This window comes from Pseudomonas sp. LBUM1666 (assembly GCF_059695775.1).
Genome location: NZ_CP166789.1, coordinates 4,397,271 through 4,410,372, shown reverse-complemented (window position 1 = coordinate 4,410,372; position 13,102 = coordinate 4,397,271). Strand labels below are relative to the sequence as shown.

General features: G+C 61.0%; 11 protein-coding genes. 8 read left to right on the top strand and 3 right to left on the bottom strand.

What is annotated here, in order from left to right:
• Positions 1–59 precede the first annotated feature (59 nt).
• Both rfbA and rfbB read right to left on the bottom strand, forming a co-directional pair.
• Positions 60–941 (bottom strand): glucose-1-phosphate thymidylyltransferase RfbA, encoded by an 882-nt coding sequence (rfbA, locus tag ACA056_RS20150; protein WP_497267224.1) that lies wholly within the window; start codon positions 939–941, stop codon positions 60–62.
• On the bottom strand, positions 938–2,020 hold the full coding sequence (gene rfbB / locus ACA056_RS20145; RefSeq protein WP_497267222.1) for a dTDP-glucose 4,6-dehydratase: 1,083 nt from the start codon (positions 2,018–2,020) through the stop codon (positions 938–940). The genes rfbA and rfbB overlap by 4 nt, the downstream gene beginning before the upstream one ends.
• Positions 2,021–2,328: 308 nt before the next feature.
• On the opposite strand from rfbB, the gene kdpF reads away from it, so the two are divergent.
• From kdpF to ACA056_RS20115, 6 genes are all read left to right on the top strand, one after another.
• Positions 2,329–2,418, top strand: a complete 90-nt coding sequence (gene kdpF, locus ACA056_RS20140; RefSeq protein WP_007899818.1) for a K(+)-transporting ATPase subunit F — start codon at positions 2,329–2,331, stop codon at positions 2,416–2,418.
• A gap of 8 nt (positions 2,419–2,426) precedes the next feature.
• Positions 2,427–4,121 (top strand): potassium-transporting ATPase subunit KdpA, encoded by a 1,695-nt coding sequence (gene kdpA / locus ACA056_RS20135; protein ID WP_497267220.1) that lies wholly within the window; start codon positions 2,427–2,429, stop codon positions 4,119–4,121.
• A 10-nt stretch (positions 4,122–4,131) separates the two neighbouring features.
• Entirely contained in the window at positions 4,132–6,189 is a 2,058-nt protein-coding gene (kdpB, locus tag ACA056_RS20130) for a potassium-transporting ATPase subunit KdpB (RefSeq protein WP_497267218.1), read from the top strand.
• Positions 6,190–6,417: 228 nt separating this feature from the next.
• Positions 6,418–6,963: a potassium-transporting ATPase subunit KdpC gene (gene kdpC / locus ACA056_RS20125; RefSeq protein WP_497267216.1), complete on the top strand. Its 546-nt coding sequence runs from the start codon at positions 6,418–6,420 to the stop codon at positions 6,961–6,963.
• 132 nt (positions 6,964–7,095) lie between these two features.
• A complete protein-coding gene (locus ACA056_RS20120; protein WP_497267214.1) occupies positions 7,096–9,741 on the top strand; it encodes a DUF4118 domain-containing protein in 2,646 nt (881 codons plus the stop codon).
• A 68-nt stretch (positions 9,742–9,809) separates the two neighbouring features.
• Positions 9,810–10,508: a response regulator gene (locus ACA056_RS20115; RefSeq protein WP_497267212.1), complete on the top strand. Its 699-nt coding sequence runs from the start codon at positions 9,810–9,812 to the stop codon at positions 10,506–10,508.
• A gap of 99 nt (positions 10,509–10,607) precedes the next feature.
• Here ACA056_RS20115 and ACA056_RS20110 read toward each other — a convergent pair whose 3' ends face one another.
• Positions 10,608–11,648: a patatin-like phospholipase family protein gene (locus ACA056_RS20110; RefSeq protein WP_497267210.1), complete on the bottom strand. Its 1,041-nt coding sequence runs from the start codon at positions 11,646–11,648 to the stop codon at positions 10,608–10,610.
• Positions 11,649–11,870: 222 nt separating this feature from the next.
• On the opposite strand from ACA056_RS20110, the gene ACA056_RS20105 reads away from it, so the two are divergent.
• Together ACA056_RS20105 and ACA056_RS20100 are read left to right on the top strand one after the other, a co-directional pair.
• The gene (locus ACA056_RS20105; RefSeq protein WP_017337340.1) at positions 11,871–12,149 is read left to right on the top strand and encodes a hypothetical protein; all 279 of its coding nucleotides are present in this window, start codon (positions 11,871–11,873) and stop codon (positions 12,147–12,149) included.
• A gap of 88 nt (positions 12,150–12,237) precedes the next feature.
• The gene (locus ACA056_RS20100; protein WP_497267208.1) at positions 12,238–12,996 is read left to right on the top strand and encodes a CHAD domain-containing protein; all 759 of its coding nucleotides are present in this window, start codon (positions 12,238–12,240) and stop codon (positions 12,994–12,996) included.
• Positions 12,997–13,102 lie beyond the last annotated feature (106 nt).

The window sequence follows — 13,102 nt, the reverse complement described above, 5'->3', positions numbered from 1 at the left end:
CAGATCAGCCTCTTGCAGCCTTTTACCGATGATCACTTCGCCGCGCAGACCGGTTTCATTCACATCCATTGTTTATCCCCGGCGAGCTTGGCCAGGTACTGGCCATACCCGGTCTTGCCGAAGTAGCGGGCACGCTCCAGCAGCTGTTCGCGGTTGATCCAGTTCTTTTCATAAGCGATCTCTTCGAGGCAGGCGACTTTCAAGCCTTGTCGACGTTCGATGGTCTGCACGTACTGAGAGGCATCGAGCAAGCTGTCGTGGGTGCCGGTGTCGAGCCAGGCGAAACCACGGCCGAAGCGCTCGACTTGCAGGTCTCCCCGTTTGAGATACGCATTGTTGACGTCGGTGATTTCCAGCTCGCCGCGAGGCGAAGGCTTTACCGCTTTGGCGATGCTGATTACATCGTTGTCGTAGAAATACAGGCCGGTGACGGCATAGCTGGATTTCGGTGTTTTCGGCTTTTCTTCGATCGACAGGGCACGGCCCTGGCTGTCGAAATCAATTACGCCGAATCGCTCCGGGTCTTTGACCCAATAGCCGAACACGGTAGCGCCAGAAGTGCGTGTTGCGGCGTTTTGCAACTGCTCTCCAAAGTGTTGACCATGGAAAATGTTGTCGCCGAGGATCAGGCACACAGGATCATTGCCGATGAACCTTTCGCCAATCAGAAAAGCCTGGGCCAGACCATCCGGTGACGGCTGCTCGGCATAGCTGAAATTGACCCCGAACTGACTGCCATCACCCAGCAGATTGCGGTACTGGGGCAGATCCTGGGGAGTAGAGATCACTAAAATGTCTTTGATGCCGGCCAGCATCAGGACCGAAATCGGGTAATAGATCATCGGTTTGTCGTAGACCGGCAACAGCTGTTTGGACACCCCGAGCGTGATCGGATGCAGGCGTGTGCCCGAGCCGCCCGCCAAAACGATACCTTTCATCATGCATGAAGCTCCTGGGGATTGATGGCGCCAAGGCGTTCACCCTGGTAGCTGCCATCCTGAACGCGACGGCACCACTCAAGGTTGTTCAAGTACCACTGAACGGTTTTGCGAAGGCCGGTTTCGAAGGTCTCTTCGGGTACCCAGCCCAGTTCGTGTTCGATCTTGCTGGCATCGATCGCGTAGCGCAGGTCATGGCCAGGACGATCCTGGACGAACGTGATCAGGTCGGCGTAGTGCGCGACACCCTCGGGCTTGCGCGGTGCCAGTTCTTCAAGCAGGGCGCATAGGCCACGCACCACGTCGATATTCTTTTGTTCGTTGTGCCCGCCGATGTTGTAGGTCTCGCCGACGATGCCGGTGGTCACCACTTTGAGCAGCGCCCGGGCGTGATCTTCGACGAACAGCCAGTCGCGGATTTGCAGGCCATCGCCGTACACCGGCAGCGGCTTGCCGGCCAAGGCATTGAGGATGACCAGCGGGATCAATTTTTCGGGGAAGTGAAACGGCCCGTAATTGTTCGAGCAGTTGGTCAACAGCACCGGCAGGCCATAGGTTCGCTGCCAGGCACGGACCAGGTGGTCGGATGCCGCTTTGCTGGCGGAGTACGGCGAACTCGGGGCGTAGGGCGTCGTTTCCGTAAACAGATCATCGGCGCCATGCAGGTCGCCATAGACCTCGTCAGTGGAGATGTGATGGAAACGGAAGGCGCTTTTTTCCGGCTCGGCGAGGGTTTGCCAATAGGCGCGGGTGGCCTCCAGCAGGCTGTAGGTGCCGACGATGTTGGTCTGGATGAAATCCGAAGGTCCGTCGATGGAGCGGTCTACGTGGGATTCCGCTGCCAGGTGCATGATCGCCTGCGGCTGGAAACGTGTCAGCACCGCGCTGACGTTCGCCTGATCAACGATATCGGCTTGAACGAACTCGTAGCGAGTGTCGTTGGCAATGCCGGTCAGCGATTCGAGATTGCCGGCGTAGGTCAGCTTGTCCAGGTTGAGCACTTCATGTTCGGTGTGCCGGATCAGCTCGCGAATCAAGGCAGAGCCAATGAAACCGGCACCGCCGGTGATGAGGATACGCATGGTGGCCAGCCTTTTTCAGTAGTCGAAAACGCAAACGGTCATATCTTGTCGGCAGGAGCTGGGTGGTGCAATAGATTGTTCATCCAACTTTGGTTTTGTGGAGTCTTATCCATCGATGCAGGACGATAGAGACGCCTGATAAAACCCGAAAGGTGTTGTATGCCCCCAGACACCACCGTAACCCTAGCGTAAACCCACTCTTTACGCTTTTTTTATGCCCCGCCACACCCCTCGATCTCGTTCCTTTACAGCCTCCCTACCGACAATGACTCCACACGCGGCAATACGCCGTAACACGGAGAACTTCCATGAGCGTTCTGGACGGGGTGTCACTGCTACTGGCAGTGGGGCTGTTCATTTATCTGTTGGTTGCGCTGTTGCGCGCGGACCGGAACTAGGAGCGGCTATGCACAGTTATGACTATTGGCTGATCCTCGCCTTCTTCGCCCTGGTGCTGATTCCGGCACCGTTTCTGGGGCGCTTTTACTACAAGGTGATGGAAGGTCAGCGCACCTGGCTGACTCCGATCCTCGGCCCGGTAGAGCGTGGATGTTATCGGGTGGCCGGCGTAGATCCGCAGGCCGAACAGAGCTGGCAGAAATACACCCTGGCCTTGCTCGCCTTCAACCTCGCGGGCTTCTTGCTGTTGTTCGCGATCCTGTTGTTCCAGGACCACTTGCCGCTGAACCCGCAAAACCTGCCGGGTCAGGAGTGGACGCAAGCGTTCAACACCGCCGTCAGCTTCATGACCAATACCAACTGGCAGTCTTACAGCGGCGAAGCGACCCTGAGCTACCTGAGTCAGATGGTCGGCCTCACCGTGCAAAACTTCGTCAGCGCCGCCACCGGCCTCGCCGTATTGGTAGCTCTGTGTCGCGGTATCGGTCGCAAGTCGAGCAAGACCCTCGGCAACTTCTGGGTCGACATGACCCGCGCCACCCTCTACGGCTTGCTGCCGCTGTGCTTGCTGCTGGCGCTGTATCTGGTCTGGCAGGGCGTGCCACAAACCTTCGCTCAGTATGTGAATGCCGTGACGATGCAAGGCGTCGATCAGGTGATCCCGCTCGGCCCGGCCGCCAGCCAGATTGCGATCAAGCAACTGGGCACCAACGGTGGTGGCTTCTTTGGCGTCAACTCGGCGCACCCGTTCGAGAACCCGACGGCGTGGAGCAACCTGTTTGAAGTCGGTTCGATCATTCTGATCCCGGTGGCGTTGGTGTTCACCTTCGGCCACTACGTGAAAGACCTGCGACAGAGCCGCGCGATCATCGCTTGCATGTTGGCGCTGTTCCTGATCGGCGGCGCGACGTCGCTGTGGGCTGAATACCAGCCGAACCCGACCCTGAACAATGCCGCCGTCGAACAGACCGCGCCGCTGGAAGGCAAGGAAGCACGCTTCGGCACGACCGCCACGGTGCTGTGGTCGGTGACCACCACCGCGGCGTCCAACGGTTCGGTCAACGGCATGCACGACAGCCTCAACCCGCTGAGTGGCATGGTCGCGCTGGTCAACATGATGGTCGGCGAAGTGATCTTCGGCGGCGTCGGTGCCGGGCTCTACGGCATGTTGTTGAACGTGTTGATCGCGGTGTTCCTCGCCGGCCTGATGATCGGCCGCACCCCGGAATACCTCGGCAAAAAGCTGCAAGCCAAAGAAGTCCAGTTGCTGGTCGTGACCTTGCTGGTGATGCCGGTCGGTGTCCTGGTACTTGGCGCGATTGCCGCGAGCCTGCCCGGCCCGGTCGCGGCGGTGAGCAACCCCGGTGCCCACGGTTTCAGCCAGTTGCTGTACGCCTACACCTCGGCCAGCGCCAACAACGGTTCGGCGTTTGGCGGCTTCGGTGCCAACACCGCGTTCCACAACCTGATGCTGGGTCTGGGCATGTTGATCGGTCGCTTCGGTTACATCCTCCCGGTACTGGCGTTGGCCGGCAGCCTGGCGATGAAGAAAACCGCACCGATCGGCCAGAACAGCTTCCCGACCCATGGCCCGCTGTTCGTGACCTTGCTGACTGTGACCATTTTGCTGGTGGGTGGTTTGACCTTCCTGCCGACATTGGCGCTGGGTCCTATTGCTGAACATTTGAGCTTGGGCTTCTGAGGAATCAATGATGAATATGCCCGCAACTAAAACCGCCACCGTCAAGGCGCCGGAACAACCGAAAACCGCGATCTCGGCCCTCTGGCGTCCGGCGCTGGTGCAAGCCTTCGTCAAGCTCGACCCTCGGCAATTGCAGCGTGCGCCGGTGATGCTGGTGGTCGAACTGACCGCGATCCTGACCACCGTGCTGTGCTTCATTCCCGACAGCAGCGTGCCGACCTTTGTCGCCGCGCAAATCGCCTTGTGGTTGTGGTTCACCGTGCTGTTCGCCAACTTCGCCGAAGCACTGGCCGAAGGTCGCGGCAAGGCCCGCGCCGACAGCCTCAAGGCCGGTAGCGAAGGCTTGAGTGCTCGCCGCAAAACCAGCAACGGCGCCTTTCAAGTCGTGCCGGCCACCAGCCTGCGCAAGGGCGATGTGGTCCGCGTTGAAGCGGGGGAAATGATCCCCGGTGACGGCGAGGTGATCGAAGGCATCGCAGCGGTCAACGAAGCGGCGATTACCGGTGAATCCGCGCCAGTGATTCGCGAGTCCGGCGGCGACCGTTCGGCCGTCACCGGTAACACCCGACTGGTGTCCGACTGGCTGTTGGTGCGCATCACCGCCAACCCGGGCGAGTCGACACTCGATCGCATGATCGCCCTGGTCGAAGGCGCCAAACGCCAGAAAACCCCGAACGAAGTGGCGCTCGACATCCTGCTGATCGGCCTGACCCTGATCTTCCTGCTGGTGGTTGTCACCCTGCAACCGTTCGCCCACTTCGCCAACGGCAGCCTGCCGCTGGTGTTCCTGGTGGCGTTGTTGGTCACGCTGATTCCGACCACCATTGGCGGTCTGTTGTCGGCCATCGGTATCGCCGGGATGGACCGTCTGGTGCGCCTGAATGTGATCGCCAAATCCGGTCGCGCCGTGGAAGCGGCGGGGGACGTACACGTCCTGCTGCTGGACAAAACCGGCACCATCACCTTCGGTAACCGTCGTTGCACCGCGGTTTACGCGGCACCTGGCGTCACCGCCAAGGAACTCGCCGAGGGTGCATTGTTCGCCTCGCTGGCCGATGACACCGCTGAAGGCAAATCCATCGTTGAGTACCTGCGCGGTCTGCATCCGCAGCCTGAGCCAAGTGCCGAGCTGCTGACTGCCGTACCGTTCAGTGCCGAAACTCGTCTGTCCGGTGTCGACTATCAGGGCCGGGTGTATCGCAAAGGCGCGGTGGATTCGTTGTTGGCCTTCGTTGGCCTGAAACGCGCCGATCTGGCCGCGCCGCTGTCCCGGGAAATCGACAAGATCGCCCAGAGCGGCGGCACTCCGTTGCTGGTGTGCGCCGATGGTAAATTGCTCGGCGCGATCCACCTCAAAGACGTGGTCAAACCCGGCATCCGCGAGCGTTTCGCCGAACTGCGCAAGCTGGGGATTCGCACCGTCATGGTGACCGGCGACAACCCGCTGACCGCTGCAGCGATTGCGGCAGAAGCGGGCGTCGATGACGTGCTGGCCGAAGCCACCCCGGAGAAAAAACTGGCGCGCATTCGCCACGAGCAGAACGACGGTCGCCTGGTCGCCATGTGTGGCGACGGCGCCAACGACGCCCCGGCCCTGGCCCAGGCGGACGTGGGCATGGCGATGAACGACGGCACGCAAGCGGCACGCGAGGCGGCGAACATGGTCGACCTCGACAGCGATCCAACCAAACTGCTGGACGTGGTGCAGATCGGCAAGGAATTGCTGGTGACCCGCGGTGCGCTGACGACGTTTTCCATCGCCAACGACGTGGCCAAGTACTTCGCGATTTTGCCGGCGTTGTTCGCCTCGATCTACCCGCAACTGGGCGTGCTGAACGTCATGCACCTGAGCAGTCCGCAGAGCGCGATTCTCTCGGCGATCGTGTTTAACGCCTTGATTATTGTGGTGCTGATTCCATTGGCATTGCGCGGTGTGCGGGTGCAGGCGGCGAGTGCGGCGGCGTTGCTGCGACGCAATCTGTTGATCTATGGATTGGGCGGGATTGTGGTGCCGTTTGTGGGGATCAAGGCGATCGACATGTTGCTCACTGCACTGCATTTGGTTTGACTTTGAGATCGCCCCCTCACCCTAACCCTCTCCCCAAGGGGTAGAGGGGACTGATCGAGGTGTTCTTGGAGCTACATCGACCTGAAAGACCGAGTCGAACTCAGGTTCTGAAAGGCACAAAGATCGGCTCCCTTTCCCCCTCTCCCCCGTGGGGAGAGGGCTGGGGTGAGGGGGTGGATCTCCATGACACACCACAGTTTTAAACTCCCCAATTTCGAGGATTCAGAAATGTCCACAATGATACGCCCGGCCCTGAGCCTGCTTGTCCTGATGACCCTGATCACCGGCGTCGCCTATCCACTGGTGGTCACCGGTGTCGCCCAGGTTGCATTCCCGGACCAGGCCAACGGCAGCCTCGTACACGATGCCGACGGCAAGGTTCGCGGTTCCTCACTGATCGCCCAGGATTTCGTCGGCGACGCCTGGTTCCATCCACGGCCATCGGCCGGTGCGTTTGCCACCGTGTCGAGTAGCGCCAGCAACCTGTCGCCGAGCAATCCGGCCCTTGCAACTCGTGTGATTGACGATGCCAACAAACTGCTGGTGCCCGGTCAGGGGGCAGTACCGTTGGCGTTGGTGACCACCTCCGGCAGCGGCCTCGATCCACACTTGCCACCGGCCGCGATTGCCTATCAACTGGCGCGTGTTGCGGCGGCACGTAATCTGCCGGTGGCGACCCTTCAACAATTGATGGATGCGCACATCGAGCAGCCATTGGTGGGACCACCGGTGGTGAACGTGTTGGCGCTGAATATGGCGCTGGAAAACCTGTAAATCGGTGGCGCCGCTAATCGCGAGCAAGCTCGCTCCCACAGGGGAATGCATTCCAAAATGTGGGAGCGGGCTTGCTCGCGAAGGCGGCCTCACAGACACCACATCAACATCTGAATAAAGTGAGCTTCAACCATGAGTGACTCCGGCCGCGCCGACGCGCTGTTAGCAGACCTGCCCCGCGATGGCCGTGGCCGGCTCAAGGTTTTTCTCGGCGCCGCGCCCGGTGTCGGCAAGACTTACGCCATGCTGCAAGCGGCCCACACCCAACTGCGCCAAGGCGTGAAAGTCATTGCCGGCGTGGTCGAAACCCACGGTCGCGCCGAAACCGAAGCGCTGCTCGGCGGCTTGCCGCAGCAGCCGTTGGTGCGTTCGGAATACCGCGGTGTGATGCTCGAAGAAATGGACCTCGACGGCCTGCTCGCTGCCAAACCGAAACTGGTGCTGGTGGACGAACTGGCCCACAGCAACGCCCCCGGCAGTCGCCACACCAAACGCTGGCAAGACATTCAGGAACTGCTCTCTGCAGGCATTGACGTGTTCACCACAGTCAACGTCCAGCACCTGGAAAGTCTTAACGACAAAGTGCGTGGGATCACGGGCGTGCAGGTCCGCGAAACCCTGCCGGACTGGGTGCTGCAAGAAGCCTACGAACTGCTGCTGATCGACCTGCCGCCGCGTGAGCTGCTCGAGCGTTTGCGCGATGGCAAGGTTTACGTGCCGGAGCAGGCGAGGGCGGCGATCGACGCCTTTTTCACCCAGACCAACCTCACGGCCCTGCGGGAACTGGCGATGCAAACCGCCGCCGCTCAGGTCGATGATGATTTGGCCCAGGGCTATCGCCAGCTCGGCCAAGCGGCGCCAGCGGTACGCGGTCGCTTGCTAGTCGGCGTCGATGGCGATGCACAGGCCGAACGCCTGGTGCGTCACGCCAGTCGCGTCGCCCAGCGTCGGCATTTGCCGTGGAGCCTGGTGCATGTGGACAACGGCAGTGTGCGTGACGAGCAGTCACGGCTACGTCTGCAAAGTGCCCAGCAATTGGCCGAACGCCTCGGCGGCGAAGTGGTGTTGTTGCGGGCCGGTGAGGTGGCAAAAACCTTAATTCAGCACGCCGCCGAACGCCGCGCCAGTCTGGTGTTGGTCGGTCAATCCCGGCAGCGTTTGCATCGGCGGTTGTTCGGCGGCGGTCTGGCGTCACGATTGCTGCGCGATGCGCGCGGGCTGGAAATCAACGTCCTCGACAGCGACCACGAACAGCATCAGCCGCGCCAGCGTTCGGCGCAGTCGCTGGTGTGGTTCGACTACGCGCTGGCGTTGATGGCGACGGTGCTCGCCAGTGCCTTGGCCTGGGCGGTGGCGAGTGTCTTGCCGCTGCCGAATATCTCGTTGGTGTTCCTCGCCGCGGTGTTGCTGGTGGCGGTGCGCAGCAGCCTGGGCCCGGCGCTGGCTTGTGCGGCGCTGTCGTTTCTGACCTATGACTTTCTGTTCATTCCGCCGACTTTCTCCTTCAGCATCCAGCGCGAAGAAGACGTGCTGACCTTGCTGTTCTTCCTGCTGATGGCGGCGCTCACCGGTAACCTCGCGGCCCGGCAACGGCGGCAATTGCAGGCGCTGCGCGACACTCAGGAAGAGACCACCGAATTGCTCGACCTGTCGCGCAAACTCACTGCCGCCACCGACCGCCAGGCGGTGGTCAGCGCAGCGGCCCAGCACCTCGATGGCTGGAGTGATCTGCAACTCTGCCTGCTCAATCAAGACGGGCAGGGCGGCTGGAAAGTCGAAACCGGTGGCCCGCTGGAATTCTCCGAAGCCGAGCGCGCTGCTGCCGATTGGGCCTGGCAACACGATCAACCGGCCGGCGCGGGCACCGGCACGCTGCCGTTCGGACGTTGGTGGTGGTGGCCGTTGTCGGTGGAAGACGGGCCGTTGGCGCTGCTCGGCGTGTGCGCCAAAGAAGGCCAGACCTTGAGCGGCCAGCGTCGGCGTTTGCTGACTGCGCTGAGCCAGCCACTGGCCCAGGCGCTGGCCCGGGCTCAATTGGCCGAAGACCTGGAAGCCGCCCGGTTGCACGGCGAAACCGAGCAACTGCGCAGTGCCTTGCTGGCCTCGGTGTCCCACGATTTGCGCACGCCGCTGACCTCCATGCGCGGCAGCATCGACAGCCTGTTGGCCCTCGGTGAAGCCATCCCGCTGGAGGATCGCCGCGAACTGCTCGAAGGCACTCGCGATGAAGCCGAGCGCCTCGATCGCTACATTCAAAACCTGCTGGACATGACCCGCCTCGGTCATGGTGCCCTGAAGCTGGCGCGGGATTGGGTATCGCCGGCAGACATCGTCGGCAGCTCACTCAATCGCCTGCGTGCGGTGCTGGCGCCGTTGCAGGTCAGTACCGAAGTGCCACCCGAATTGCCGCTGCTGTACGTTCACGCCGCGCTGATCGAACAGGCGCTGGTCAACGTCCTGGAAAACGCTGCGCGTTTTTCACCGTCTCACGGGCGTTTGCAATTACGCGCCGGGGTCGACGACAGCGAACTGTTTTTCTCGGTCAGCGACGAGGGGCCAGGGATTCCAGAGGAGGAGCGGGCGAAGATTTTCGACATGTTCTACACCGCCGCGCGCGGTGATCGTGGCGGGCAAGGCACGGGGCTGGGGCTGGCGATCTGTCAGGGCATGGTCGGTGCCCATGGCGGGCGGATCAGCGTCGCCGATGGCATCGAGGGGCGCGGCACCTGCATCACCTTGCACCTGCCGTTGCAGGCTCAGCCGGCCTTTGAAAATTAAGAGCCGAAAGTGAAGCCTGATCGCGCTTGCGCTACTCTCTTGCCACTTCTTTGTGTTGATGTGAATTCATGAGCCAGACCGCGACCATTTTGGTCATCGACGACGAACCGCAGATCCGTAAATTTCTGCGCATCAGCCTTGTTTCCCAAGGCTACAAAGTGCTGGAGGCCGGCACTGGCACCGAAGGCCTGGCCCAGGCGGCACTGAATAAATCGGACCTGCTGGTACTCGACCTCGGCCTGCCGGACATGGACGGCCAGCAAGTGCTGCGCGAGTTTCGCGAGTGGTCGACGGTGCCGGTGCTGGTGCTCTCGGTGCGCGCCAGTGAAGGGCAGAAAGTCGAAGCGCTCGACAACGGCGCCAACGACTACGTGACCAAGCCGTTTGGTATTCAGGAGTTTCTTGCACGGGTGCGTGCCTTGTTGCGTCAGGCGCCTGCGGGAGAAGCGCAGCAAGCGGCGCTGACGTTCGGCCCGTTGACCGTGGATCTGGCGTACCGCCGGGTGTTGCTCGACGGCACCGAAGTCGCGCTGACCCGCAAGGAATACGCGGTGCTGGCGCAACTGGCGCGACATCCGGGGCGGGTCATCACCCAGCAGCAATTGCTCAAGGATATTTGGGGGCCGACCCATACCGAGGACACTCACTATTTGCGGATTGTGGTCGGGCACCTGCGCCAGAAACTGGCGGACGACCCGACGCAGCCGCGGTTTATCGTCACCGAGGCTGGGGTCGGGTATCGGTTGTTGAGTGAGGGTGGTCTTTAGGTTTTGTGTTGAATGATCCGGCCCCATCGCGAGCAAGCTCGCTCCCACATTGGAATACGATCTTGCTCGCGATGGGGTCTTTTCATTCACCCGAGAATTTCAGGAATCCCGTTCACTTTCATACCGATCCAGCGTATCCCGCGCAATCTCCCGCCCCAGCGCGATCAATTCCGGCGCCTTGTAAAACTCGAAAAACCGGCACACCCGCTTTGGCACGTTGATCAGAATATCCGGCGGATAACCAGCGATCTTGTACTGCGCCAATGAGGTTTGCATCACCTCGAAACTCTGGTTAATCAGGTCCAGCAAAGACGCCGGCCCGACGTTATCGATGATGAACGAACCGGTGGCGGACTTCGGTGCGCCGTCGCGTTCAGGGGCGGCTGCCGGTTGCTGGGCTTCGGGTTCGGCGGATTCGATCCAGGGGTTGATCTCGGCCGCTTCTGCCATCAACGCTTCCTTTTCCAGCAGCAGCAATTGTTCCGCCTGTTTGCGGCGGAAGGGCAATTTTGAACCGAGCGAGTTGATCAGGCTGTCGAAGCGGGTCTTGAACGCCGCCGGGCGCTGGATCACCGGCAGTTGATAGTGGCGCTGGTTGGTGGAGTTGAGGTTGACCGCGATGATCAGGTCGCAATGACTCGACACCACCGGCACGATCGGTAAAGGGTTGAGGATGCCGCCGTCCACCAGCATGCGGTTGCCCTGCATCACCGGGGTGAACAGGCTGGGAATCGCCGCCGAAGCGCGCATGGCCTGGTGCAGACAACCTTCCTGAAACCAGATTTCCTGTTGGTTGGTCAGGTCGGTGGCCACCGCCGTGTAGGGGATGCGCAAGTCTTCGATATTGATCTCGCCGACGATCTTGCGGATTTGCCCGAAAACCTTCTCCCCGCGAATCGCACCCAGACGAAAACTGACGTCCACCAGGCGCAAGACATCGAGGTAATCGAGGCTTTCGATCCAGTTGCGATATTCATCGAGTTTACCGGCAGCATAGATCCCGCCAACCACCGCGCCCATTGAACAACCGGCAATGCAGGCGATGTCGTAGCCACGCCGTTCGATCTCTTCAATGACCCCGATATGGGCGTAGCCCCGGGCCCCACCTGAGCCCAGCACCAGCGCGACACGCTTTTTCATGAATCGCCCTCGTCTGACAAGGTTCAACAATGCACCCATCGAGGGGCGCGCTTCAATCGCTAAGGTCGTTCCGCGAGGCGAGGGCGTCGTTTTTTCGACACTCCATGGCGGCAGATGGGTATTCTCGCGAGCGCTAGAGTTTCCGAGGCGGGGCCAAGGCACTTTTCACGCGCCAGACCGTCTTAACTGCACGACTGTTTACCTAACTTTGAGGTGTGAGTAATGAAAGCCTGGATCTGTGTGCCTTTGATTGCCCTGGCACTCGCCGGATGTGCCGGCAAAACCGCTTACCGTGACAGCTGCGGTAGCGGGATCGATGCCGCGTGGCGTGAACTGGATCTGGCCAAGGCTGAAGGTTTTGCCGGAACTGTCAGCTATTCCAAGGCTCTGTCGCTGCTGACCGGCGCCAAGACCCAGCAGCAATTCGAAGCGTTCGAAGGCTGCACCAAGAAGGCCGAGAAGGCGCGTTTTTATATTCGTGAATCGCGCGCGGGGCGCTGAAAGCAGCTCTAAGCTCTAAGCTGCAAGCAATAAGTCGGTCGCCCCAGATTTCGGCTGGCGGCTTGCAGCTGTTTATGGAGTAAACCCCATGATTAACCGGTTGGTGGCCCATGTCCTGGGCCTGGAAGTCCGTTTGCTGGCCTGTCAGGCACGCTTGAGTGCCCGCACCGACCCTGAAGCGCTGCACGATCTGCGTACCACGGTTCGCCGTTTGCGCAGTCTGCTGCGGCCATTGCGTGGCTTGCCCGGGGTCGAACAGCTGGAAGCGGCGGCGTCCCGGGTCGGTGACTTGACCACGCCATTGCGCGATCGCGAAGTGCTGGCGGCGTACCTGCTCGAGCATGATCAACCCGAGGCTGCCCATCGGCGTATGGCGCAGATGGCCGTGGCTTACCCGGCGGTCGCGACGAGTCCTGAAGTGGCGCAGTTGCTGATGATCCTCGACGCCTTTCCGCGCTTTCTGCGGGCTTCTCAGCGTCAGGGCTTGCTCAAGGGCTTGCGTCAGTGCATCGAAAAACGTTTGGCCAAACAATGGAAGAAACTCGATCAAGCCCTGCACGATCCGGCGCATGATCGCCACCGTTTGCGCCTGCTGATCAAGCGCGTGCGCTATGGCATCGAAGCCTATCCCGAACTGGATCGACTGCCGAAAGCGGCGATGCCGCGCTTGAAGTCCGCGCAAGGTGCCTTGGGCGATTGGCACGATTGCTGGCAATGGCTGGCCAGGGCCGAACAGGAAGCCGATTTGCATCCCTGCGTCGGGGCCTGGAAAACTGCCATGGCCAAGGCCGAAGGCCGCGCCGACCGCGTCCTCGACAAACTCAGCGCCGCTTGCTTCAAATCCTGAAACCACCACAAGACAGATCTATGTAGCAGCAGCCGAACGCAACCTTCGGCTGCTGCTACAGAGATGGCGGTGCTTTCCGGCTTATCTGTCAGTCAATTTGGCCGGA